Origin of the sequence: Kribbella sp. CCNWLW201 (assembly GCF_037203805.1) — a bacterium.
In the GTDB taxonomy this organism is placed as follows: Bacteria; Actinomycetota; Actinomycetes; order Propionibacteriales; family Kribbellaceae; genus Kribbella.
In genome coordinates, this window is sequence record NZ_JBBCBQ010000003.1 from 365,746 (window position 1) to 389,941 (window position 24,196).

Here is a 24,196-nt window from a genome sequence, read left to right on the forward strand (position 1 = left end):
CTTCGACACGGTCTTAAGGCAGTCCCCCTACCAAATCGAAACGGAGGCGCGCCGAAGCGAGGCGTGATTCACCTGTGGCGATCGACATCGACAGCCCGGCAGAGAACACGAACCACGACCATGCAGAACACCCCGCAATCGCAGCACCCCCACCGCCCGGCAGCCGAAGTCGCGGCTCCGGCCTCGACCGCGTCGTCTTCGGCGTCACCGCGGTCATCGCCCTGGCCTTCGTCGCCTGGGGCTTCGCCGACGCCACCGGTCTCGGTACGGCGTCCACCTCGGCCCTGACCTGGGTCGAGACCAACACCGGCTGGCTGTTCGTCCTGCTGGCCTCCGGCTTCGTCGTCTACGTGATCTGGCTGGCGGCCAGCAAGTACGGGCGGATCCCGCTCGGCGCCGACGACGAACAGCCCGAGTTCAAGACCGTGTCCTGGGTGGCGATGATGTTCAGCGCCGGCATGGGCATCGGCCTGATGTTCTACGGCGTCAGCGAACCGCTGAGCCACTTCACCAGTCCCCCGCCCGGTACCGTCGAGGCCGGTTCGTCCGCAGCCCTCGAGACCGCGATGGCGACGACACTGTTCCACTGGACCCTGCACCCGTGGGCGATCTACGCCGTCGTCGGCATAGCCATTGCCTACGGCACCTTCCGGCGCGGGCGGTCGCAGTTGATCAGTTCCGCGTTCGCTCCGCTGCTCGGCCGCCGTACCGAAGGACCGATCGGCAAGGTCATCGACAGCCTCGCGATCTTCGCGACGCTGTTCGGCTCGGCCGCGTCGCTCGGGCTGGGCGCACTCCAGATCGGCTCCGGCGTACAGATCCTGGGCTGGCTCGACAAGACCGGTAACGCAGTGCTCGTCGGCGTGATCGCCGTACTGACTGCCGCGTTCGTCGCGTCGGCGGTGTCCGGGGTCGCGAAGGGCATCCAGTGGCTGTCCAACATCAACATGGTGCTGGCCGTCGTACTGGCGCTCTTCGTCTTCGTCGCCGGGCCGACCGTGCTGATCCTCAACCTGGTCCCGACCGCGATCGGCGACTACTTCCGCGATCTGTCCGAGATGGCGGCGCGGACCGAGGCCAGCGGCGGCGACGCGATGGCGAAGTGGCTGTCCGGCTGGACCGTCTTCTACTGGGCCTGGTGGATCTCCTGGACGCCGTTCGTCGGGATGTTCATCGCGCGGATCAGCCGCGGCCGGACCATCCGGCAGTTCGTCACCGGCGTCCTGCTGGTGCCGTCGCTGGTCAGCCTGGTCTGGTTCTGCATCTTCGGCGGTACGGCGATCGACCTGCAGCGCAACGGGGTCGACATCGCCGGACAGGCCACCACCGAAGGCCAGCTGTTCGGGATGCTGGATCACATCCCGCTCACGGCGGTGACGACGATCGTGGTCGTCCTCCTGGTCGCGATCTTCTTCGTGTCCGGGGCCGACGCCGCGTCGATCGTGATGGGCACGCTGTCCGAGCGTGGCGCGATCGAGCCGAGGAAGCCGGTGGTGATCTTCTGGGGCGTGCTCACCGGAGCCGTCGCGGCGGTGATGCTGCTGGTCGGCGGTGGCGGGGCCAAGGCACTCCAGGGCCTGCAGAACCTGACCATCGCGGCCGCACTCCCGTTCGCGGTGGTGATGGTCGGGCTGGCGGTCGCGCTGGCCAAGGATCTGCGGACGGATCCCCTGATGCTGCGGCATGCGATCGGCTCGGAGGCGGTCGAGGCTGCGGTGATCGAGGGCGTCAGCAACCACGGCGACGACTTCTCCCTGGTCGTCGCCGGCAACGGGCACGACGCGCGGACCGAGATCCCTGAGTCGCCGCAGCCGAGGGGTGAGGTGCCACCGCCGAAGCCCGGGCTCTGATGGGCTAGGAATAAATTGAGGGTTCAACTACATTGGAAGGAGCATGACTTCCGAGAAGGTGAGGCCCTCGATGACCGGGCAGATGCCGGTTCTTTACCTCAGCCATGGCGCACCGCCGCTGGCCGACGACCGTCTGTGGACGGCCGAGCTGGCGGCGGTGTCCGCCGGGATGACACGCCCGACCGCGATCCTGATCGTGTCGGCGCACTGGGAGGCCGCACCGCTCACCCTCGGCGCGACCGAGACCGTGCCGCTGCTCTACGACTTCTGGGGCTTCCCGGAGCGCTACTACCAGGTGACGTACGCCGCTCCAGGCGCACCGCAGCTCGCCGAGCAGGTCCGCAAGCTGCTGCACTCCCCCGCCACTCCCGTGTACGACGACCCGCAACGCGGGCTGGATCACGGTGCGTACGTACCGCTGAAGGAGATGTACCCGGAAGCGGACATCCCCGTCCTCCAGGTGTCGATGCCATCTCTGGACCCGGCCGAGCTGTTCCGGATCGGTCAGAAGCTGGCACCGCTCCGCGACCAGGGCGTCCTGATCGTCGGCAGCGGCTTCACCACCCACAACCTCCGTGAGATGAACCTGGGTGCAGCAGCCGACGCACCCGCGCCGGCCTGGTCGATCGAGTTCGACGAGTGGACCAAGCGGATGCTCGAGGCCCAGGATGTCGACTCCCTCATCGACTTCCTCCACAAGGCCCCGGCCGCCACCATCGCCCACCCGCGGACCGAGCACTTCGCTCCGCTCTTCGTCACCCTCGGCGCGTCCGAGGACAAGCTCCGCTCGGCCGACACCGTGGTCGACGGCTTCTGGTACGGCCTGTCCAAACGCTCCTGGAAGATCGGCTGACGCCCTCCGTCCGACCGGTTGCCCCTGGCAATCGTTAGGCTTCCCGGCCATGGCTGGGTTCGAGGTTGTCAGGTGAGCGGACGCGTCATCTACGCGGTCAAAGAGCCCGAGGCGCCGGGTGGGGGTCTCCGGGTCATCGCACGCCACGTCGAACTGCTCCTCGACGCCGGCATCGAGGCGGCGATCTGGTGTCGCACCCCCGGCTACCGGATCCCGTGGTTCGCGAACTCGCTGCCCATGGTGTCGGGTGACCACCTCGACCTCACCGCGGAAGACCTGCTGGTGGTGCCGGAGCTGTATCTCCTGCCGGGAGTCGACCCGGCACCCGGCGCGCGGAAGGTCATCTTCAACCAGAACCACTTCCTGACCTTCTGGTCCTGGCGCGACACCGAGGGCTACCCGGGCTGGGACCCGGAGCCGCACGTCTGGGCAGTGTCCCGGGAGAGCATGGATGTGCTGGCCAGAGTGCACCTGCATCTGCCGCTCAGCCACATCCCCAACCCCGTGGACGGTGAACTCTTCCGGCCCGGACCGCGCGACGTACGACGCATCGCATGGATGCCACGCCGCCGTCCACTGGAGGCAACGATCGTGGAGCGAATCCTGCGCAACGACCCGCGGACCAAGGACGTCGAGCTCCTGTCACTCTCGGGTCTGAGCGAGGAGCAGGTCGCCGACGCGCTCGGGCAGACCTCGGTCTTCATCGCGCTGGGCATCTCGGAAGGGTTCGGGCTACCCGTCGCCGAGGCGTTGTCAGCCGGCTGCCTCGTCGTCGGCTACCCGGCCGGCGGCGGCGTCGAACTGTTCGAGGCGCCTGGTGCTTGGGCGATCCCGGACGCGCGACCTCACCTCCTGGCCGACCGAGCCCTGGCTTTGGCCGACGTTCCGGCAGACGACCCGCTTCGACTTGCTGCGAGGGAATGGATCGGCGCACGCTACAACGCCGACATCACCCGGCAGGCGTTGGTAGCAGCGGTTACCGCAGCCCGCACCCAACCCGGCGAAGCCACTACCGCCACCCATCCCACCGTCTGGCCCGACAACCCCCACGGCCCATCCGCCGAACGCGCCCACCCCTGGACGCCTCACGAATCTGCGGTGACGCGGCGCCCGGGGGTGTAGGTGCGATTCAGCGGGGTGGGGTGGGGAAGGTGGCGAGGGTGCTGGCGCCGATGCTGCCCAGCCAGACCTTTCCGTCGCGTTCGCGGACCCCGGTGGGCATGTGGAAGTCGGGGTGGTGCGCGCGGAGGTCGTGGATCAGTGTGCCGTTGTCGTCGTACGCCTGGATCTCGATCACGTCGGCCGGCTTCGGCTTCAGCGCCTCGGGCAGGTTCCAGACGATCGTCCGCAGGAACGGCTGCTTCGGCAGCAGGAAGTCCAGCAACGCATTCCGTGGCGAGCCGATGGTCACCCAGATGAGGCCGTCGGAACCCCGGGCGATGTTGTCCGGCAGACCCGGGATCGCGGCGACCAGCTCCGGCTCGGCGCCATCGGTCGTGAGGTCGAGCTTGTAGAGGCCGTACGTCGCGCTCTCGGCCCAGAAGAGGGTACGACGGTCTCCGCTCAGCGCGACGCCATTCGGGAAGGCCCGGTCCGTGGCCAGTCGCGTCAATTCACCATCCGGGGTCAGCCGGTACACGCTCCCGGTCGCGGAATGCTCGAGCAGATCCGCCATCCACTCATCGATGCCGAACCGCGTCGACGAGTCGGTGAAGTAGATCGTCCCGTCCGGCGTCACGTCCGCGTTGTTGCAGAACCGCATCGGCCGGCCTTCGACCTCGGACAGCAGGGTCGTGACCCGCCCGTCCTTGTCGAGTGTCAGCAGCCCGCGATTGGCGTCGCAGATCAGCACCTTCCCGTCCGGCAACCACTCCAGCCCGAGCGGCCGCCCACCCGTGTCGGCGAGCGTCGTGATCGTCTTCCCGTCCGCACTGACGCGCAGGATGCGTCCGTCGTAGAGCCCGGTGAGCACACTGCCGTCATCGTCGATCAGCGTGTCCTCAGGCCCCTCCCCCGGCAACGCGACAGTCTCAACGTCGATGCGCGTGGGTTCCCGGCGAGGCGGCGCAGGCGGAGGCGTCCAACGGACCGGAGCAATCCTCGATCTCATGCCGCCGACCCTAGCGCTCCCCTTCCGGGCCGACCACTTCAACTGAGTCGTTCAGCTACGACCGCACGCAGACCACATCGGTGCCGGTGAGCGAGAGCACCGTGAAGCCCATGCTGGTCAGCTCTGCGCGCAGGGCCGACGGCGTGAGATGGCGGCGGTAGGGCAGCTCGCCCCGGTAGCAGATACCCGTCGCTGGGTCGTACCGAAAACCGTCGCCGTACACCCGATCCGGGTCGTACAACGCGGTCGAAATCAGGTAGTGGCCGGCCGGTCTGAGCCGATCACGTACGCCGCGAAACAACGCCGCCCGGTCCTCGTCGAGAACGATGTTCTGAAGGCAGTAGCTGTCGAGGACAAGGTCATACCGCTTCTCGACGGCCTCCGGCCACCGACACACATCCTGTACGGCGAAGTTCACCCGGAGCCCACGCTCGTGTGCAAACCGGCGAGCCAGCTCGATCGCCTCCGGGATCAGGTCCACCGCGTCGACCCGCAGACCCCGTTCGGCGAGGAAACATGCGGCCGGGCCGGTGCCGCACCCGTACTCGAGCACATCGCCGAGCTGACCGAGCTCGGGAAGCACCCGTTCGAGGAACGCCCGGTTCGGGAACTCGTCGAACCCGCCACTGTGCTCGGGCGCGAAGACATCACTCCACTGGGTTTTGTGCTCGCGCGCCACCTGCCGATACACGGCCTCAGGCTCAACCTCGTAGTAGCGCATCTAGCCGGCCGATCCTGGGTAGATGCCGGGGACGGCGGACGGCGGTGGGGTGTAGTTCGGGACGTTTCCGCTTGTCGCGCCGAGGAGGCGGCGGGTGAGGGCGTCGCGGGATGACAGGAGCTCGGCTACCGCTGTCCGTAGGTGGTCGGCTGACGGGACGACTCCCGACTCCGCGGCCAGCAGCACGGTTCGCCGTACCAGCTCCTTCATGAAGGAGGCCGTCGTACCTTCCGTCTGCGTAACGACCTCGTCGACGACAGCTGGCGGAAGGTTCAGACTCGGGCCGTAAAGGTCCAGCAGGCGAGCGCGACCGACGGCGTCCGGTAGGGGCACCTCGACCGCGAGGTCGACGCGGCCGGGGCGCTGCATGAGGGCCGGTTCCAGGAGGTCGGCGCGGTTCGTGGTGAGCAGGAATGCCACGTCAGCGTCCTCCGCCAGGCCGTCCATCTCGTTGAGGACCTGGAACAGCAACGGGTTCTCCATCCCGTGCGAGTAGTCGCGAGCCTCTGCCACCAGGTCGCAGTCCTCCAGCACCACCAGCGCCGGCTGCAGCAACCGCGCCAGCGCACACGCCTGCGAGATGAACCCGATGCTCGTCCCCGCCAGCAGTACGACGGTGAACGACGGCAGCCGCGACAGCAGGTATCGCACCGTGTGCGTCTTGCCCGTCCCAGGCGGACCGTAGAGCAGCACCCCACGACGCAGGTGCTGGCCGGCATCGAGCAGCGTCTGCCGGTGGTCGGCAATCCCGATCACCTCACGCTCAACCCGCTCGAGAACGCCTTCCGGCAGTACGACGTCCGCACGCCCGATCCCCGGTCGCGGATGCAACCGGAACGGCCCCACTCCCTGCCCGAACTCGTGTCCCTCGAACGACACCACCTTCCCGCGGAAGATGTTGTGCTCCCGGATCAACTCGGGCAGCGCATCCAGGAAGCTGTCGGCCTTGGTGGTCGCCAGCACCTCCAGGTCGACGCGCATCCGGCCGTACTGCGGATTCGCCGCGCGCAGCAGAGCGACGTACCGATCCTCACCCCGGACACCGAGGTAGAACCCGAACGCGACGCAGTCCATCTCCTCGTCAACGTCGATCTGCAGCCGCTGATAGTCGACCGCCCCGATGCCGAACCGGTCGTACTGCGCGAGTTCGAGGAGCTCACCGAGCGAGTGGTGACCGCGATTCGACCCGGCCAGCCCGACCACCTCGTAGGAGTCGAACCACGCCTCGACCGCGAGCCGGACGTTCGGCAGGTCGTACGACGGGAAGCTCGACGCGACCACCGGCAGCTGATCGGGTTCGACGCCGAGATGATCGCGCAGCCGGTCCTGCAGGCTCTCCCGGCCGCCGGCCGGCCGATGCTGCTGCATCCGCTCCAGGAACCCGGTGAACAGTCGCGCGAACTCGTCGATCTCGGCCTCGTTCGGCATCCCGCCGTACCCCCTCGGTGTTCGGATACCGGCCCGATCCGGAGGCTCCTCCGAAACGGCCGATAGGATATCCACCATGACAGATTCCGAGTCCACCGACCGTCCGTACGCCGCCTTCCCGGTGCGGATCGGCCTCCAGATTCAGCCCCAGCATGCCCAGTACGCCGATATCCGGCGGACCGTCGCAGCGGCCGAGGAGATCGGCGTCGACGTCGCCTTCAACTGGGATCACTTCTATCCGTTGAGCGGTGAGCCCGAGGGCCTGCACTTCGAGTGCTGGACCATGCTCGCCGCCTGGGCCGAGGCGACCGAGCGGATCGAGTTCGGCGCCCTGGTCACCTGCAACTCCTACCGCAACCCCGACCTGCTCGCCGACATGGCCCGCACGGTCGACCACATCAGCGACGGCCGGCTGATCTTCGGCATCGGCTCCGGCTGGTTCGAGAAGGACTACGACGAGTACGGCTACGAGTTCGGTACGGCGGGCGGCCGGCTGGACGCGCTCGGCGAGGCGCTGCCGCGGATCGAGCAGCGGTGGGCCAAGCTCAACCCGAAGCCGACCCGCGACATCCCGGTGCTGATCGGCGGCGGCGGCGAGAAGAAGACGCTGAAGCTGGTCGCCCAGCACGCGAACATCTGGCACGGGTTCGGCGATGCGGAGACGATCGCGCACAAGCACGCCGTACTGGACGAGCACTGCAAGACGATCGGCCGCGACCCGGGCGAGATCGAGCGCTCGGCCGGCGTCGGCACGAAGCGGCCGGAGGAGATCGGCAAGGCGCTGTACGACGTCGGCACCCGGCTGTTCACCATCCACGCCTCCGGCCCGGACTACGACCTGAGCCTGCTGCGTGAGTGGGTCGCCTGGCGCGACGAGCTCAACGCCCGCTGACCGCTCGTTGCGTCCGAAGAATTGAGGGCTACAGCCCACAGTTCTTCGGACGCAACGGTGTCTGGGTAGGATTTCCGGCATGTCTACGTTGCCTGCTGACGGTTCGGTGCGGCCCATCACCCGCTGGGGTGAGGACGTCATGCACCGGGTCAACAAGCCTGTGACCGAGTTCGGCGACGAGTTGCAGAAGCTCGTCGCCGACATGGTCGCGACCATGAACGCGGCCGAAGGTGTCGGCCTGGCCGCGAACCAGGTCGGCGTGGACCTGCAGCTGTTCGTGTTCGACTGCCCGGACAAGGACGGCAACCGGGTCCAGGGCGTCGTCTGCAACCCGGTGATCGAGCTCCCCGAAGGCAAGGACCGCCGCCTCGACGAGGGCGACGAGGGCTGCCTGTCGCTGCCCGGCGCGTTCACCAAGTGCGCCCGTCCCGACTTCGCCCGGGTGACCGGCGTCGACCAGCACGGCGAGCCGGTCGCCTTCGAAGGCACCGGCCTGCTGGCGCGCTGCTTGCAGCACGAGACCGACCACACCCAGGGCACAGTCTTCGGCGATCGCCTCTCCCGCAAGTACCGCAAGCGCCTCTTCGGCGAGGCCGAGGAGCTGGCCTCCGACTACCCGGCCGACTGGCCCGTCTCCCCGATGGTCGAGCACGAAGACCACCACGAGGAGACCCGGGCGACCTGAGGTCTACCAGCGGGCCTTCGGCAGGTCCGCGAGAATCGCCTCGACAGACTCCGCCGGCGACTGGCTGCTCGTATCCAGCCACAACCCCCGGCGCGGAGTCCTGTCCAGGTAGACCTGAAACGCACTGACAGCGTCCGTCAGACTGCCGGTCTCCTGCCAGTCGCGGTAGGAGTTGTTGCCACCGCGCCCCAACTCCCGCTCGACCACGGACTCGACGGTCGGCGCCAGCACGACGAGGTAGGTCTCGACGTCGTGGAGCTTCCCGAACCACCGCTCGAGGTGGTGCTCGAGGATGATGTCACTGCAGACGAAGTCGAATCCGGCGTCGGCGTAATGCTGGGCGATCAGCGCGGAGGCGTCGTACCGAAGTTCCAACTGACGCACGGCCTCGGGTGACGGGTCGGGCGTCATGATCTCAGCACCGGCGACGACCCCGCGAAAGAAGACGTCACCGTCCAACGTCGCCGCGGGCGGACCTAGCCTGGCGGCCAGCAGCGGCGCGATCGTCGACTTTCCGGCGGCCTGCATCCCGGTGACGAGCACAACCTTCGGCATGCGCCCATCACATCACCCGCGTCCACCGGTTTTCTTGCTCCAGGCCGCGGCCGTCATCGAGTAGATGGTGGCGTCGAACAGTACGCCGTCCTCCTCCAGCTCCGCCTCGTGGTCAAAGCTCATGCCGAGCCGGCGCATCACGCCGATGCTGCGCAGGTTCGGAGTATCCGTGACGGAGATGACGCGCGGGAGCCCCATCGTCGCGAAGCCGTGCTCCAGCCAGGACGACGCCGCCTCGGTCGCGTAGCCGTGACCCCAATACGCGCGGGCCAGCCGCCAGCCGATCTCGAAATCCGGGTACCACGGGGTGAACTGCAACCCGCACGCCCCCATGAACGCTCCATCGGTGCGACGCTCGATCGCCAGGAACCCGGTGCCGTCGGTCGCGTACCGCTTGTTGACACCCGACGCGATCCGGTCGGACTCCTCCCGGCTCAGCGGCACGCCGCCGAGGTACCGCATCACCTCGGGATCCGTGTTCAGCGCGGCCCACGGCTCCAGGTCCTCGTCACGGAACGGGCGCAGTACCAGGCGTTCCGTCGTACGCATGTCTCCCCCTAAACGACAGGTCGCGTGGCGTAGAAGGCCACTGCTGCCGAGGATGCCACGTTGAGGGAGTCGACGCCGCCTGCCATCGGGATGCGCACGGTCAGGTCTGCCTTTTCGAGCACGTGCGGTTTGAGCCCGTGCCCTTCCGTGCCGAAGATCAGCGCCAGCCGCTCGTCCCGCCGCGCGGCCAGGTCATCGAGCGTGATCGAGTCGTCGGTGAGCGCGAACGCCGCGGCCACGAAGCCTTGCTCCTGCAGAGTTTCGAGGTCGCCCGGCCAGGACTGGAGGCGGGTCCACGGCACCTGGAAGACCGTGCCCATCGACACCTTGATCGACCGCCGGTAGAGCGGATCCGCGCAGGTCGGCGTCACCAGGACCAGCTCGACACCCATCGCCGCGGCCGCCCGGAACCCGGCACCGACATTCGTGTGATCCACGATGTCGTCGAAGATCGCGATCCGCCGTACGTCTTGCTCGAGCAATTCGTGAAGCGGGACCGCGGGCTGACGCTTGTACGACGCCAGCGCGCCGCGGTGCACGTGGAAGCCGGTGACCTGCTCGGCCAGTTCCTCGGAAACGACGTACACGGGCGCTTCGGGCCATTTCGCGAGGACGTCGTTCAATGACTCCAGCCACCGTGGCGCGAGCAGGAACGACCGCGGTTCGTATCCGGCGTCCGCGGCCCGGCGGATCACTTTGTCGCCCTCGGCAATGAACAGCCCGTGCTCCTCCTCCAGGAGGCGGCGCAGGCTCACCTCCCGCAGCTGGACGTAGTCCGCCAGCCGCTGGTCGGCCGGATCGTCCAGCGGGACGAGCGGACTCATGTCGATCGCACTTGTGCCGCAACCTCCACCACGTTGCCGATGACAACGATCGCTGGAGCGCCGACGCCCTCGTCGGCCATCGCTCGAGCGATCCCGGCCAGGTCGGACGTCACCATCCGCTGGCCCGGAAGGGTGCCGTCGGCAATCGCCGCGGCGGGTGTGGTGGCTGGGCGACCGGCGGCGATCAGCCGCTCGGTGATCGCGGGCAGGTTCTCGACCGCCATCAGCAGCACCAACGTGCCGGACAGCTGCGCCAGCGCGTCCCAGTTGATCAACGAGTCCGGATGCGACGGCGGGATGTGCCCCGACACGACGGTGAACTCATGCGTCACGCCGCGATGCGTGACCGGGATTCCGGACACCGCCGGCACCGAGATCGAGCTGGTGATCCCCGGCACGACCGTCCACGGTACGCCGGCCTCCGCACACGCCAGGGCCTCTTCGAAACCACGGCCGAACACGTACGGGTCGCCGCCCTTCAGCCGTACGACGACCTTCCCCTGCCGACCCCGATCGACCAGGATCCGGTTGATCTCCTCCTGCTGCGCCGCCCGGCCCCTCGGGAGCTTGGCGGCGTCGAAGAGCTCCACGTCGGGGTGCAGCTCGTCCAGCAGCTGCTGCGGGGCGAGCCGATCCGCCACGACCACGTCGGCCTCGGCGAGCAGCCGCCGTCCGCGGACGGTGATCAGGTCCGGGTCGCCCGGTCCCCCGCCGACGAGGTACACGCCGGGCTTCCTGTCGACCTCACGCGCAGCCAGCTCACCGGTCCGCAGCTCTTCCAGGATCGCGTCGCGGACCGCGGCCGAACGCCGGTGGTCGCCACCGCCGAGTACGCCGATCGTCACGTTGTCGTGCTGCCCCGACGCCGGCGTCCAGGCCGTCGCGCGGGATCGATCGTCGGACCGGACGCAGAAGATCCGCCGCTCCTCGGCTTCCTGGGACACCTGGTCGTTGACCGCGGCGTCGTCGGTGGCGACGACGACGTACCAGGCGCCGTCCAGATCGCCGTACTGATAGCCGCGTTCGGTCCAGTTGAGCGACGGGTTGGAGAGGAGGCCCTCGATGGTCGGGGTGATCGACGGCGAGATGAGGTCGATCTGCGCACCGGACTCGAGCAACCGTGGCAGCCGACGCTGGGCGACTCCGCCGCCTCCCACGACCACCACTCGGCGCCCCTCGAGGACCAGGCCGGACAGGTACTGACTCGTCACGAGCTGATCCCCGCGGACTCGAAGGTGGCCATCTCACCGAGCGCACGGACCGCACAGGTGAGGATCGGGTACGCCAGTACGGCGCCGGTCCCCTCACCCAGCCGCAGGTCGAGGTCGACGAGCGGCTGCAGACCGAGCGTCTTCAGCGCCACCGCGTGGCCAGGCTCCGCCGACCGGTGCCCGGCGACGCAGTAGTCGATCACGGCGGGGCTGAACGCCTGCGCGACGAGGGCTGCGGCGCCCGCGATCACCCCGTCCAGGATGACCGGCACCTTGTTCGCCGCTCCGCCGAGGATGTACCCGGCCAGGGCAGCGTGCTCGAGGCCGCCGTACGCCTGGAGAGCCTTCAGTGGCTCCGACGCCGGTACGTCGTGCAGCGCGAGAGCGTCCTCGATCACTTTGGTCTTGTGGGCCAGTGTGGCGTCGTCGATGCCGGTGCCGCGGCCGGTCACGACCTGTGCGGTCGAGCCGGTGAAGGTGGCGATCAGCGCGGCCGAGGCGGTCGTGTTGGCGATCCCCATGTCACCGGTGAGCAGGCAGCGGTAGCCGTCCTTCACCAGCGAGTCGGCCAGATCGAACCCAACCGCGATCGCCGCTCTGGCCTCGTCCTCGGTGAGCGCCGGCTCGGTGGACAGGTCCCGGGTGCCCGGGCGGACCTTGGCGTGGACGATGTCCAACTCGTTGACGTCCGTCGCCACGCCGACGTCGACGACGCGCACATCGACCCGGTTGTTCGCCGCGAACGCGTTCACCGCGGCACCCCCGGCCGCGAAGTTCGCCAGCATCGCGGCGGTCACTTCCTGCGGCCAGGGCGACACGCCCTGTGCGTGCACACCGTGATCGGCGGCGAAAACAGTCACCACGGCCGGCCCCGGGACCGCGGGCGGACAACTGCCGACCATTCCGGCGACGCGGACCGACAGCTCTTCCAGCACCCCGAGGGAACCGGCCGGTTTCGTCAACACGAGCTGCCGCTCCGTGGCAGCCCGCATCGCCGCCTCGTCCGCCGGACCGATCCGGGCCAGGTACTCCTCCACCGCACGTCCTCCACTCGTCGTGTGGTCCGATCTTCGCATCCTCGAGCGGGTGCCCCGAGACGTATCCGTGTGATGTGGACAGTAATGTCGGAATCACCACACGTCGCGAGATCCCGGAGGATCACAGATGTCCCTCGATCGGCCCGTCGCACCGGACCCGTACGAACTCCTCCCGAAGGCCGGCTCCTTCACCGTCACCAGCACCGACGTGGCCAACGCCGAGCCGCTGTCGGACGACCACGCCTTCGCGGGCGGCAACACGTCACCGCAGCTGAGCTGGTCCGGGTTCCCCGAGGAGACCAAGGCCTTCGTCGTCACCTGCTTCGACCCGGACGCCCCGATCGTGTCCGGCTTCTGGCACTGGGTCCTGGTCAACCTCCCCGCGACCGTCACCTCGCTGGACACCGGCGCCGGCACCACCGAGCGCCTCGACAACGGCGCCTTCCACGTCCGCAACGACTTCGGCACCAAGAGCTTCGGCGGCGCCGCCCCGCCCGCAGGCGACCAGGTCCACCGCTACTACTTCGTCGTACACGCCATCGACGTAGACGCCCTAGACGTCGACTCCGACGCCACCCCAGCCGTAGTCAGCTTCAACCTAGCCTTCCACACCCTCGCCCGAGCCATAATCACCCCCACCTACCAGATCCCCGAGTAGTTCGCCCCACGCGCCGCTACGCCCGCTCCTGCCGTCGCGTGCTCGCCGCCGCTCCCACTCATCCCGGGCGCGTGCTGCAGCCCGCTTGATCAACGGCCCACGCGGAGTCGCCTCAACGCAAACCCCCGAGGCGACTCCGCACGGAACGGACTGTCGTCAGGGGAACAGCAGGTCCTCAAGACAAAGGCCAAACACGAAAACACCCATCGCCATACCGACGATGGGCACCCTTTTGAGTCGACGGACGTGAACATCCCGATCGAGATCCGTAGCCTGGCCACTCCGGATGAAGCCCTCGACGATCCGATTCACTACCCAGTCGGTCTGCCCGAACCAAGAGAACGCGACGACAATCGGCCCCAGGATCAGCCCCGCCACGGCTTAGCCAGTCGTCAAAGCGATCAGGGCGCTCATTTGATCCTTCGTGCTTCGACTCTGTCGAAGGCGCCGGCTGGGTAGACGAACACTCGCTTGACCGTCTTGATCGGTTCCTTGGCACCGAGGATCGCGGTTCCCTTCGCGCCCGGGTGCAGGTAGAAGTTGCTGGCGTTCGAGAGTTCGATTCCCTTGGTGTATTTCTTGATGTCGCCGCCCTCTCCTGCGAAAGCGTTGCTCCAGGCGTCGACGTAGTTGCTGATCGAGGTTGCCTCGATCTGCTGACCGGCATCGGTCACGATGACAACCTCGTACATATTGATCGTGTCGTCCGATTGATTGTCGACTTGGGCGATCACGTAGGTAATAGCCGGGGCCTTGGCCAGCCTGCGATAGTCGCCGTACCTCTCCAAGCGCGGGTCCATGATGGACGCCGGGATCTGGATCGTTCCGACAGCACCCTGGTACGCAAAGGAGTACACGCCGGGTCCGGTCCAGGGCTTGGGTGATGCGCTCGGGCTGGGCTCAATTGCTTCAGATGGCGCCTCTGTCACGGAAGCCTTGGCTGTCGCCGACACCTGAGGTGTCGTCGGCGCGGAACTTTCCGGCGTGACATTAGGCGCGTTGACGATACAGCCGGTGCACAGCGCCGGCAGAACGCATATCGCGACTGCCGTCGAGCGCAACCATGCACAACGATTCTTCATGACCCTCCCCCGTGACGCGATCTCCGGCGTCGCGTCCCCTCCCCCTGTGCATTATCAACACTCCTGGATACGGCGTCACTGCCAGAGCGCCTTGGCTGTGTGTTGTTGTCTTCACAGGCGGGCGGGGTGACGCCACAGTGAGCGCATGGCTGGTGGATCCTGGCTGGAGTCGGTTCGGGGTGGCCGTAGCGCGTTGATCGTGGCTAGTACGGCGTACCAGGACCCCGGGCTCAGTGAGCTGCGGGCTCCGTCTGCGGATGCTGACGCCTTGGCGGCGGTGTTGAGTGACCCGCAGATCGGCGGGTTCGACGTCCAGACGCTGCTGAACGAGCCGGCCCACGTGGTCAACGAGGCGGTGGAGGCCCGATACCGGCCCGCAACCGGTCAGCCAGGAAGACCTGAAGGCAGCCTTCATCCCTGGCGCTGGTTGGAACATCGTCGCGATCATGTCGGAGCGGCTCCGCACAAGATTCCACGACGCCAACGGTGCCCCGGCCTGGCTCGCCACGATCCGCCGCGCCTAGAACGCCGGGCTAGTCTGCTGGAGTGACGTCTGCGTTGGGTACGGCGTGAGTACCGCTGACTGGACCATGGGGTCGAACACCTCCCGGCAACAGATAGTTGATCCTCGCCACACCTTGATCGCTGAGGTGGCCAGCAGCGGTGCGCTGATGTACGCACCGCGCACATTGCGACTGCTGATCGGTGCGGACGCCATCTGTGTCCGAGGTCTCGACGGCCGGCTGATCTGGCTGGAGACGACCGACTCGAGTGCCTTCACCGCGGCTGACGGTCAGGTCCGCGAATGCGCACACAACGGCGAGGAAGTCCTCATGGTGCCTCGCGACACTGCGGCTGAGGCTCAGGCGCTCGTCAGCCTGTCTGCTGCACTGGCGTGGTCCGCGGCCACGCTCCAGCCCGGCAGTCAGCAAGCCGACCCCGAGCAGTTCGAGCAACGACCCGCCGACATCCGAACCGCAGCCACCGATGACGGTCGGCTACTGCAGATCGTCATCGACCGCGACACAGGTGTAGTCCTCGCGATCGCCGGCGAGTCGCTGCACGGCTCGTTCGAGCTGAAGCTGCAGTCGGTGCAGGTGGTTGACAGCACTCCCGACCACTTCGCCGCTCGACACCTCTGACAGGCTTGTTCTGATCCTTGGTCGGCTAGTACTCCGGCCCTGACCTCGTGATCAATGGAGCGGATGCGTTCGGTAGCTGTGGTGCGGCGCTCCCAGTTCCAGAGCGTTCTCATCGAGGGCGTTGCTGATCGTCATCCGTTCGTCGGCGAAGACGAAACTGACCGCGACCATGCCGTCGGCGACGTCGCCACCAGTCCACTCGAGCAGCTCGACAGCTGTCAGCTGCCGGCCTTCGAGGACCGCCAACTCGGGCCGGGCGTCATGTCGCCAACCCAGATGAAAGGTGTAGACCTCCGGGTCATCGTCGCCATTCGACCAGGTCGCCTGCCCGACGGGGTCCACGGTGTTCCAGGTGATGGACAGGTCGCTGAACTTCTGGTGGTTGACCTCCACTTGCTCTCCGCCGAAGTCCAACAGCACCGGGCCAAAGGCAAACCACTCGTCGGCACCGCGGTCCCAAACCAGCCAGACGCGGTCGAGGCGACGTCCGACCAGCGCACCAAGCCGCCGACCGTGGGCGTCGGCGACCGCGCGGCGGCCGTTGAGCCACCGCGGTTGGTAGCCCTCGATATCGAAATACGACACCCACCGATTATCCAGCGCACCCCGACGTAGAACCCAGCCTCACCTTGGAGGGTTGGAGTTTGTGGTTCGGGTGTTTGCAGTTCGTTCGCCGATCAGGCCGGCCGGGTGCGCGGCGCGGCCGGCGGGGAGCCTGGTGGACTCCCCGCCGGAGCTTCTCAACTCGTTGGTGGACTTGGGTTGATGTGGTCACACAGCTGGGTCGCGCCGATCACACCGGCCCGTGGTCTGGTCGGCGGCGCCGACGGAGCCGGCCAACAGGACAGCCGCCGCCGGAGGCTGTGTCCTTTTCGGGCCTCAGTCTTTGATGCCGGATTGGGTTACTCCTTGGATCAGGTAGCGCTGGAGGAAGAGGAAGATCAGGACCAGCGGGAGGATCGAGACTGCGGCGGCCATGAAGAGTTCGTGGATGTTGATGGTTTGGGCGGTGACGAACGTCGACATCGCGACCTGGACCGTCCACGAGGATGAGTCTTGGCCGATCACCAGGGGCCAGAGGAACGAGTTCCAGTTGCCGATGAAGGTGATCGCGGCCAGGGCCGCGAAGAACGGCAGGGAGTTCGGTACGACGATCCGCCAGAAGACCCCGAAATGCCCGGCACCGTCCACCCGGGCGGCCTCCTCCAACTCTCGTGGGAAGTTCAGGAAGTACTGCCGGAACAGGAACGCCGCGAACCCACTGAACAGCGTCGGAATGATCAACCCCCGCAGCGAGCTGACCCACCCCAGCGACGAGACCACGATGAACGAAGGAATGAACGTGACCGCGCCCGGGATCATCAAGGTAGCGATGATCGCGTAGAACACCTTGTCCGCGTGGCGATACGGGATCCGGGCCAGGCCGTACCCCGCCATCGATGCCAGCAGCAACTGTCCCGCCGTCCCCAGAACACCGACCACGGCCGAGTTGTACAGCGACCGCGCCATCGGCACCTGGGTGTCGTTGAACAGCTCACTGATGTTCCCCCACTGCAAGTCGCGAGGGAACAACGTCCAGTCCGGCGCCGTGATGTCGGCCTCGGTCGACAACGCGTTGCGCAGGATCAGGTAGAACGGCAGGAGGAACAACACCACCGCGATGAACAGCGCGATCCACCGCAGCACCAAACCGACGCGGCCGGCCGCGCTCCGGCTGAACCCGATCGGCTGCGGCGTTCCCGTCGTACGCTCCGAAAGGGCCATCAGTCACCGGCCTTCCCGAATCCGAAGATCCTGTTCTGCAGCAGCGTGACGAGCATGATGATCACCGCCAGAATCAGGGCGCCGGCCGAGCCGTGGCCGAGGTCCTGGATCGAGCCCAGCGAGATGCCGTAGAGGTACACCAGTGGCGGCCGGGCAAAGCTCGCGTTGCCGATCAGGTTGTAGAACTCGTCGAACGCCTGGTACGCCGCGATCAGATTGAGGATCAGTACGGCGACCGACGTGGCACGCAACTGTGGCAGCGTGATGTAGCGGAACACCTGCCAGCCGGGTTTGGCACCATCGACGTACGCCGCTTCGTACAACGTCGGCGAGATGCGCTGGAGCCCGGCGATGAACAGGATCATGTAGAAGCCCAACTGCAGCCACAACCGCACCGTGATGAGCGGGATCCAGTACCACGGCGGCTCGATGGTCGACAGCCAGGCGATGTTGTCGATACCGAACCAGCCGAGCACCGTGTTGGCCAGGCCGAACCGGACACCGTTGAAGATCGACAACTTCCAGATCAGCGAGGCCACCACGTACGAGCACGCGGTCGGCAGGAAGAAGACGGACCGGAAGAACGCGCGCGCGACCTTCACCTGGTTGACCAGCAACGCCAGCGCCAGCGACAACGCGAACGTCAGCGGCACGATGAACAGCGCGAAGACCGAGAAGGTGCCGAGACTGGACAGGAAGGCCTGGTCGGTCAGCATGTCGACGTAGTTCTGGAACCCGACGAACTTCGACGGCGTGACCGTGTTGTAGGCCTCGAAGAAGCTGAGGACCAGGCTCCAGATGATCGGCAGGTAGGAGAAGATCAGCAGGCCGAGGACGAACGGCCCGACGAAGATCCAGAACCAGCGGGTGTTCCCCGCGATCCCCTGCCTGCGCCGCCTGCCCCGCCGCTCACCAGTGGCGGCGGGACCGACGACCTTCGGAGATGTCGTACTGGTCATCCGAACAGCCGGGTCAGTTCGGTGTTGACGGTCTTCTCGGCTTTCGGGATCTCCGTGGCGGGGTCGGCTCCCTTCCGGATGATGTTGGTGAGCATGTCGTTGAACGCCGTGTTCATCTTCGGAGTCCAGGCCGGGTCATCGGTGTGGCCGTAGTCCTGGGTCAGCTTGACCGTGTCGGCCGCGACACCGCTCTGCAGCTTGGACGCCTTGGCGGCCAGGCTCTTCCGCGGCGGGATGTGGAAGCCGTAGTTCAGCGACCAGTCCTCCTGGAAGTCCTCCTTGTCGATCCACAGCCACTTGACGTACTTCTTCGCCGCGTCGATGTTCGGGCTCTTCGCCGAGACGAACTGCGTCCAGCCGCCGGAGTAGACGGCCGGCTTGCCCTCCGCGTCCAGCTTCGGGAACGGGATCACGCCGATGTCGTCACCCAGCACCTTCTGCATGCCCGGGACCGCCCACATGCCGATCCACTGCATCGCGACCAGGCCCTGGTTGATCGCCCCCGGATCCCACCAGTCCGTCGGAGCCCCGAGCAGCACGCTCTTGTCGGCGTACAGCTGGTGCAGTTTGGAGAACGCCTGGGCCGCACGCGCGTTGTTGAAGCCTGGCTTGTGGTCCTCGGTCAGGCGGTCGCCGCCGGACGACCACAGCGCCGGTGCGCCCATCGCGAGACCGCCGTCGTTGCCGACGAAGATGCCCTTCACCTTGTTCGTGGTGAGTTCCTTGGCCGCGGCGATCAGGTCGTCGATCGTCTCCGGCGGCTTGATTCCGGCCTTGTCCAGCAGGCTCTTCCGGTAGTAGATCACCTGCGGGTCGACGATCATCCGGATGCCGTAGACCTTGCCGTCGACGGTGTTGGTGGCCAGGTCGCCCGGCTGGAAGTCGTCCTTCACGTCGGCGATGATGTCGTCCAGCGCCACCACCTGGTTGCTCTTGACCATGCCGATGTTGAGCTGGCTCTCGAAGACGTCCGGCCCCTTGTTGGACAGCAGGCCGGACGACAGCTTGCTGGCGTAGTCGCCCGGGGTCCACTGCACGGCGACGTTCGCGTCCGGGTACGCCTTGGCGTACTTGAGGGCCGCTTCCTTCGTGCCGGTCTCGCCGTACTGGTGGTACCACTGCGACAGCGTGACCTTGGCGCCGCCGCCTTCTCCCCCGCCGCCGGACGGTCTGCCGGTATTGCCCCCGCAGGCGGCGGTGAGCGCGGCCAAGGCCGCCAGACCGCCGGTCCGCTTGAGCAGATCCCGCCGGGTCAAGCCGGCGTTCGGAACATGAGCAGGCATAACTTCCACCTTCCCGAGAGCGGCGCCGCAGGGGTACGACGCCGACGGTTCCGAGTTACTTAACTCCGTTAAGCATCTCCGATTTCGCACACGGTACAACTCGAGCGAACAACGCAACAGCCTTCGGCACATGACGTTTCGGGCACGGAGTTCCGCACCCGACGATTCCGGCGCCCAGGTCAGTCAGGTGAATCGTTGGAGAAGTGCTAGCACGATCGCTCAAAAGCGCGCCCGGCGCAAGACCGGGCGCGCTGCTATTTGTTCGAATGTGTGGGTCGGTGTCGCTGCGTGGTCAGCTGAAGATCTCGCCGGCCTCCGCCTTGCGGACCAGCAGCGCGGGCGGCTCGAAGCGCTTCCCGTACGACGCCGCCAGTGAGCGCGCCCGGGTCACGAACGCCGGGAGCCCATACGCGTTGATGTACTGCAGAGCACCACCGTGCAGCGGCGGGAACCCGATGCCGAAGATGGATCCGATGTTCGCGTCGGCGACAGAGCGTAGTACTCCCTCGTCCAGGCACTTGACCGTCTCGAGCGCCATCGCGAACGTCATCCGCTCCTGCAGATCGATCACCGGTACGGCGCCGCCGCGCGGGAAGGCCTCCCACAGACCCCGCCAGAGACGCTTCGGCCCGTCCGACGGGTAGTCGTAGAAGCCCGCACCGGCCGCCTTCCCGCGGCGGTCGAACTCGTTGACCAGCCGGTCGGTCACGACCATCCCCGGGTGATCGTCGAAAGCACCCGCGTTGTCGCCCGCGGCCAGAGCCGCGTCGCGGATCTTCTGCGGCAGCGTCAGCGTGACCTCGTCGAGCATCGCCAGCGGCGGCGCCGGGAAGCCCATCTGGGTCGCGGCCCGCTCGATCATCACCGGGTCCACGCCCTCGGCAACCATCGCGGCACCCTCCATCACCAGGGTGCCGAACACCCGCGAGGTGAAGAAGCCGCGGCTGTCGTTGACCACGATCGGCGTCTTCTTGATCTGCCGGACCACGTCGTACGCCCGGGCGATGGCCCGGTCCGAGGTCTTCTCCCCCACGATCAGCTCGACCAGCGGCATCCGGTCGACTGGCGAGAAGAAGTGCATGCCGATGAAGTCGTCCGGCCGGTCGATCCCGTCGGCGAGCGAGGTGATCGGCAGGGTCGAGGTGTTCGAGCAGAGCAGCGCGTCCGGCTCGACCACGCCGGCGATCTCGGCGAAGACCTTCTGCTTGAGCTCCTCGCTCTCGAACACGGCCTCGATCACCAGATCGCAGCCGGCCAGGTCGTTCGGGTCCGCGGTCGGCGTGATCCGGCTGAGGAACTCCTCCACCTGGGCAGGCGTCGTCCGGCCCTTCTGCACCTGCTTCGCGAGCAGCTTCTCGGAGTACGCCTTCCCCCGAGCCGCCGCCTCGAGCGACACGTCCTTCAGGATCACCTCGATGCCGACCTTCGCGCACACGTAGGCGATCCCGGCGCCCATCATGCCCGCGCCGAGCACCCCGACCTTGCGGGCCTTGTACTTCGGTACGCCGCTGGGCCGCGAAGCGCCGGCGTTGATCGCCTGCAGGTCGAAGAAGAACGCCTGGATCATGTTCTTGGCGATCTGCCCGGTCGCCAGCGACACGAAGTACCGCGACTCGATCCGCGACGCGGTGTCGAAGTCGACCTGGCTGCCCTCGACCGCGGCACTCATGATCGCCCGCGGCGCCGGGTACGGCGCACCCTTCAGCTGCTTGCGCAGGTTCGCCGGGAAGGCCGGCAGGAACGCGGCCAGCTTCGGCGAGGACGGCGTACCGCCGGGGATCTTGTAACCGTCGCGATCCCACGGCTGCTTGGCGTCACCGTCGTACGACGCGATCCACCGGTAGGCCGCGTCGAGTAGATCGTCGGCGGGGACCACCTCGTCGACGATGCCGACGGACTGGGCGTGCGCGGGCTTCATCCGCTGGCCCTGGAGGAGCACCTTCATCAGGGCGTCCTGCAGGCCGAGCATGCGGACGGAACGGGTCACACCGCCGCCACCCGGGAGCAGGCCGAGCGTCACCTCGGGTACGCCGATCTCGATGCGATTGTCATCGGCAACGATGCGGTGGTGACAGGCCAGCGCGATCTCGAGCCCACCACCGAGGGCGGCACCGTTGATCGCGGCAACGACCGGGATGCCCAGGGTCTCCAGAGCACGCAGCTGGCGCTTGACCTCTTCGAGCGTGTCGAAGACTTCAGAAGCCTGCGACGGCTGGATCTGGGACAACATCTGCAGGTTGCCGCCGGCAAAGAACGTCGGCTTGGCGCTGGTGATCACCACGCCCTTCAACGCATCCTTCTCCGCCTGCAAACGTTCGATGGTCTGCCCCATCGCGGCGATGTAGGCCTCGTTCATGGTGTTGGCGGACGCGGAAGGATCATCCATCGTCAACGTGACGACACCCTCGACGTTCTTCCAGGAGATCATGCGGCAAGCCTCTCGATGATCGTCGCGACGCCCATTCCGCCGCCGACGCACAGGGTGGCCAGTCCGTACCGGAGCTCACGCCGCTCCAGTTCGTCCAGCAGGGTTCCGATCAGCATGGCGCCGGTGGCACCGAGGGGGTGGCCGAGCGCGATCGCGCCGCCGTTCACGTTCACCTTCTCGTGCGGTACGCCGAGATCCTTCATGAAATGCATGACCGCGGCGGCGAACGCCTCGTTCATCTCGAACAGGTCGATGTCACTCACCTCGAGGCCGGCCTTGGCCAGCGCCTTGCGGGCGGCCGGCGCCGGACCGGTGAGCATGATGGTCGGGTCGGCGCCGCTGACGCCGGTCGCGACCACCCGGCCGCGGGGTGCCTGGCCGAGCGCCTCGCCGGCCTTCTCGTTGCCGACAGCAACCAGGGCGGCGCCGTCGACGATGCCGGACGAGTTGCCTGCGTGGTGCACGTGCTCGATCCGCTCGACCGTCAGGTATCTCTCCAGCGCGACCGCGTCGAATCCGCCGTGCTCCCCGATCGCGGCGAACGACGCAGGCAGTCCGGCCAGCGTATCGACCGTCGTCCCCGGGCGGACCAGTTGGTCGTGGTCGAGGATCTGGAGGCCGTTGCGGTCGTTGACCGGGACCACCGAGCGGGCGAAGTAGCCGTTGGCCCAGGCCTTGGCGGCCCGCGCGTGCGACTCGGCGGCGTATGCGTCGACGTCGGTCCGGGAGAAGCCGTCGAGGGTCGCGATCAGGTCGGCGCTGATGCCCTGCGGGATGAAGTTCGCCTCGAGCGCGGTCTCGGGGTCCATCGCCCAGGCTCCGCCGTCGGAGGCCATCGGCACTCGCGACATCGACTCGACCCCACCGGCGAGGATGAAGTCTTCCCAACCGGATCGGACTCGTTGAGCCGCTTGATTGACAGCCTCCAGACCGGACGCGCAGAAGCGGTTGAGCTGCACGCCGCCCGTCGTCTCCGGATAGCCGGCCGCGAGAACCGCCGTACGGGCGATGTCCATGCCCTGGTCGCCGATCGGGGTGACGACACCGAGAACGACGTCGTCGATCGTCGCCGGGTCGAGGTCGGGATGCCGGTTGCGCAGCTCGTGCAGCAGGCCGGTGATCAGCTGGATCGGCTTGACCTCGTACAGCGCACCGGCCGGTTTGCCCTTGCCACGTGGCGTGCGGATCGCGTCGTACAAAAAGGCTTCACTGGTCATGATGATCCCGTCAGCTCGAGTCGTCCCCCTGATTGTGACAGTTCTGGTGTCACGATAGTCAAGGGGCCTCGTTATGATCTCCGCCATGTCTGAAGTCACGGGGGACGAGGCGACCCTGACCGTCGACGAGTTGTCGACGCGGGTCGGGATGACAGTGCGGACATTGCGGTTCTACGCCGGCCGCGGGCTGATTCCGCCGCCGATCCGGCGCGGGCGGGTCGGATACTACGGGCCGGAGCACATCGCGCGGCTGGACCTGGTGCGGGAGCTGCAGGCGCACGGGTTCACGTTGTCGGCGATCGAGGGGTACCTGGAACGGATCCCGGCCGACGCGACGCCACAGGACATCGCGCTGCACCGGACGCTGCTGACGCCCTGGATGCGCGACCTGCCGGAGACCCTGGACCGGCCTGCGCTGGTACGTCGTACCGGACGCGAACTCACCGATGACGACATCGAGATGCTGGTCGCCCTCGGAGTGGTCGAGCCGACCCCGGACGAAGACGTCTTCCAGGTCGCGACCGCACACCTGAGCCTCGGCGTCGAGCTGCTCGACCTGGATCTGCCGGTCGAGGCGGTGCTCGACGCCGGCCGCATCTTCACCGAGCACGGCCGGGCGATCGCCGAGGAACTCACCGAGGTCTTCCGCACCAAGGTCTGGCCGCACTACCGCGATTCAGGCGGTCCCCCGGAGCACATCCAGCAACTGGTCGAGCGTTTCAAACCTGTCACCATCCAGGGCCTGATCCTCGCCTACGAACGAGCCGTAGGCGAGACCCAGCGCGACACCATCCGCCGTACTGGAACCAGACCACCCCGCCGCTAGGTCCGCCGCGCGCCCACCATTTCAGGGGTCAACCCCTTGGTTTGTGGGTTGCGGAGACAGATTTTGCCTCCGCAACCCACCACATGAGGGGTTGACCCCTCAAATGGCGGGCGGCGGGGGTG

At 67.2% G+C, this 24,196-nt stretch carries 25 protein-coding genes; 9 read left to right on the forward strand and 16 right to left on the reverse strand.

The window, feature by feature from the left end:
- Positions 1-74 precede the first annotated feature (74 nt).
- The 3 genes from V9K99_RS17155 to V9K99_RS17165 all read left to right on the forward strand — a co-directional run bounded on the left by V9K99_RS17155 (position 75) and on the right by V9K99_RS17165 (position 3,825).
- Positions 75-1,850, forward strand: a complete 1,776-nt coding sequence (locus tag V9K99_RS17155) for a BCCT family transporter (RefSeq protein WP_336999991.1) — start codon at positions 75-77, stop codon at positions 1,848-1,850.
- 70 nt (positions 1,851-1,920) lie between these two features.
- Positions 1,921-2,703, forward strand: a complete 783-nt coding sequence (locus V9K99_RS17160) for a dioxygenase family protein (protein WP_336999990.1) — start codon at positions 1,921-1,923, stop codon at positions 2,701-2,703.
- Positions 2,704-2,775: 72 nt separating this feature from the next.
- Positions 2,776-3,825 (forward strand): glycosyltransferase, encoded by a 1,050-nt coding sequence (locus V9K99_RS17165; protein ID WP_336999989.1) that lies wholly within the window; start codon positions 2,776-2,778, stop codon positions 3,823-3,825.
- 7 nt (positions 3,826-3,832) lie between these two features.
- Here V9K99_RS17165 and V9K99_RS17170 read toward each other — a convergent pair whose 3' ends face one another.
- From V9K99_RS17170 to V9K99_RS17180, 3 genes are read right to left on the reverse strand one after another with little or no spacing between them, the layout of a single operon-like run.
- Positions 3,833-4,813, reverse strand: coding sequence for an SMP-30/gluconolactonase/LRE family protein (locus V9K99_RS17170; RefSeq protein WP_336999988.1), 981 nt, complete (start codon positions 4,811-4,813; stop codon positions 3,833-3,835).
- Positions 4,814-4,868: 55 nt separating this feature from the next.
- A complete protein-coding gene (locus tag V9K99_RS17175; RefSeq protein ID WP_336999987.1) occupies positions 4,869-5,534 on the reverse strand; it encodes a class I SAM-dependent methyltransferase in 666 nt (221 codons plus the stop codon).
- Positions 5,535-6,962 (reverse strand): ATP-binding protein, encoded by a 1,428-nt coding sequence (locus V9K99_RS17180; protein ID WP_336999986.1) that lies wholly within the window; start codon positions 6,960-6,962, stop codon positions 5,535-5,537.
- A gap of 76 nt (positions 6,963-7,038) precedes the next feature.
- On the opposite strand from V9K99_RS17180, the gene V9K99_RS17185 reads away from it, so the two are divergent.
- Positions 7,039-7,854 (forward strand): LLM class F420-dependent oxidoreductase, encoded by an 816-nt coding sequence (locus V9K99_RS17185; RefSeq protein ID WP_336999985.1) that lies wholly within the window; start codon positions 7,039-7,041, stop codon positions 7,852-7,854.
- A gap of 79 nt (positions 7,855-7,933) precedes the next feature.
- Positions 7,934-8,539 (forward strand): peptide deformylase, encoded by a 606-nt coding sequence (def, locus tag V9K99_RS17190; RefSeq protein ID WP_336999984.1) that lies wholly within the window; start codon positions 7,934-7,936, stop codon positions 8,537-8,539.
- A 3-nt stretch (positions 8,540-8,542) separates the two neighbouring features.
- On the opposite strand, the gene V9K99_RS17195 is transcribed toward def, so the two are convergent.
- From V9K99_RS17195 to cobT, 5 genes are read right to left on the reverse strand one after another with little or no spacing between them, the layout of a single operon-like run.
- A complete protein-coding gene (locus tag V9K99_RS17195) occupies positions 8,543-9,094 on the reverse strand; it encodes a phosphotransferase-like protein (protein ID WP_336999983.1) in 552 nt (183 codons plus the stop codon).
- Between the two features lie 12 nt (positions 9,095-9,106).
- Positions 9,107-9,643, reverse strand: coding sequence for a GNAT family N-acetyltransferase (locus V9K99_RS17200; protein ID WP_336999982.1), 537 nt, complete (start codon positions 9,641-9,643; stop codon positions 9,107-9,109).
- 8 nt (positions 9,644-9,651) lie between these two features.
- Positions 9,652-10,467: a TrmH family RNA methyltransferase gene (locus tag V9K99_RS17205; RefSeq protein WP_336999981.1), complete on the reverse strand. Its 816-nt coding sequence runs from the start codon at positions 10,465-10,467 to the stop codon at positions 9,652-9,654.
- Positions 10,464-11,678: a uroporphyrinogen-III C-methyltransferase gene (gene cobA, locus V9K99_RS17210; protein WP_336999980.1), complete on the reverse strand. Its 1,215-nt coding sequence runs from the start codon at positions 11,676-11,678 to the stop codon at positions 10,464-10,466. The genes V9K99_RS17205 and cobA overlap by 4 nt, the downstream gene beginning before the upstream one ends.
- Positions 11,675-12,715 (reverse strand): nicotinate-nucleotide--dimethylbenzimidazole phosphoribosyltransferase, encoded by a 1,041-nt coding sequence (gene cobT / locus V9K99_RS17215; RefSeq protein ID WP_336999979.1) that lies wholly within the window; start codon positions 12,713-12,715, stop codon positions 11,675-11,677. The genes cobA and cobT overlap by 4 nt, the downstream gene beginning before the upstream one ends.
- A gap of 127 nt (positions 12,716-12,842) precedes the next feature.
- Here cobT and V9K99_RS17220 point away from each other — a divergent pair, with 127 nt between their 5' ends.
- Positions 12,843-13,373 (forward strand): YbhB/YbcL family Raf kinase inhibitor-like protein, encoded by a 531-nt coding sequence (locus V9K99_RS17220; RefSeq protein WP_336999978.1) that lies wholly within the window; start codon positions 12,843-12,845, stop codon positions 13,371-13,373.
- Positions 13,374-13,529: 156 nt separating this feature from the next.
- Here the strand turns inward: V9K99_RS17220 and V9K99_RS17225 are convergent, their stop codons facing one another.
- Together V9K99_RS17225 and V9K99_RS17230 are read right to left on the reverse strand one after the other, a co-directional pair.
- Positions 13,530-13,751 carry a hypothetical protein gene (locus tag V9K99_RS17225; protein ID WP_336999977.1) on the reverse strand — a complete coding sequence of 74 codons (222 nt, stop codon included), beginning with the start codon at positions 13,749-13,751 and terminating at the stop codon, positions 13,530-13,532.
- 32 nt (positions 13,752-13,783) lie between these two features.
- Positions 13,784-14,455 (reverse strand): hypothetical protein, encoded by a 672-nt coding sequence (locus V9K99_RS17230; protein ID WP_336999976.1) that lies wholly within the window; start codon positions 14,453-14,455, stop codon positions 13,784-13,786.
- Positions 14,456-14,600: 145 nt separating this feature from the next.
- Between V9K99_RS17230 and V9K99_RS17235 the strand changes: the two genes are divergently transcribed.
- Positions 14,601-15,005, forward strand: a complete 405-nt coding sequence (locus V9K99_RS17235) for a hypothetical protein (protein ID WP_336999975.1) — start codon at positions 14,601-14,603, stop codon at positions 15,003-15,005.
- 121 nt (positions 15,006-15,126) lie between these two features.
- Complete coding sequence (locus tag V9K99_RS17240) at positions 15,127-15,597, forward strand: hypothetical protein (RefSeq protein WP_337336398.1); 471 nt, start codon at positions 15,127-15,129, stop codon at positions 15,595-15,597.
- Between the two features lie 51 nt (positions 15,598-15,648).
- Here the strand turns inward: V9K99_RS17240 and V9K99_RS17245 are convergent, their stop codons facing one another.
- The 6 genes from V9K99_RS17245 to V9K99_RS17270 form a co-directional block, all read right to left on the reverse strand.
- Complete coding sequence (locus V9K99_RS17245; RefSeq protein ID WP_336999973.1) at positions 15,649-16,182, reverse strand: hypothetical protein; 534 nt, start codon at positions 16,180-16,182, stop codon at positions 15,649-15,651.
- A 294-nt stretch (positions 16,183-16,476) separates the two neighbouring features.
- Positions 16,477-17,361, reverse strand: a complete 885-nt coding sequence (locus tag V9K99_RS17250; RefSeq protein WP_336999972.1) for a carbohydrate ABC transporter permease — start codon at positions 17,359-17,361, stop codon at positions 16,477-16,479.
- Entirely contained in the window at positions 17,361-18,320 is a 960-nt protein-coding gene (locus V9K99_RS17255) for a carbohydrate ABC transporter permease (RefSeq protein ID WP_336999971.1), read from the reverse strand. Before V9K99_RS17255 ends, V9K99_RS17250 begins: the two co-directional genes overlap by 1 nt.
- On the reverse strand, positions 18,317-19,603 hold the full coding sequence (locus V9K99_RS17260) for an ABC transporter substrate-binding protein (RefSeq protein WP_336999970.1): 1,287 nt from the start codon (positions 19,601-19,603) through the stop codon (positions 18,317-18,319). The genes V9K99_RS17255 and V9K99_RS17260 overlap by 4 nt, the downstream gene beginning before the upstream one ends.
- Positions 19,604-19,895: 292 nt before the next feature.
- On the reverse strand, positions 19,896-22,031 hold the full coding sequence (locus V9K99_RS17265; RefSeq protein WP_336999969.1) for a 3-hydroxyacyl-CoA dehydrogenase NAD-binding domain-containing protein: 2,136 nt from the start codon (positions 22,029-22,031) through the stop codon (positions 19,896-19,898).
- Positions 22,028-23,248: an acetyl-CoA C-acetyltransferase gene (locus V9K99_RS17270; RefSeq protein ID WP_336999968.1), complete on the reverse strand. Its 1,221-nt coding sequence runs from the start codon at positions 23,246-23,248 to the stop codon at positions 22,028-22,030. Before V9K99_RS17270 ends, V9K99_RS17265 begins: the two co-directional genes overlap by 4 nt.
- 85 nt (positions 23,249-23,333) lie before the next feature.
- Between V9K99_RS17270 and V9K99_RS17275 the strand changes: the two genes are divergently transcribed.
- Positions 23,334-24,074: a MerR family transcriptional regulator gene (locus tag V9K99_RS17275; protein ID WP_336999967.1), complete on the forward strand. Its 741-nt coding sequence runs from the start codon at positions 23,334-23,336 to the stop codon at positions 24,072-24,074.
- The last annotated feature ends 122 nt before the right edge of the window (positions 24,075-24,196 follow it).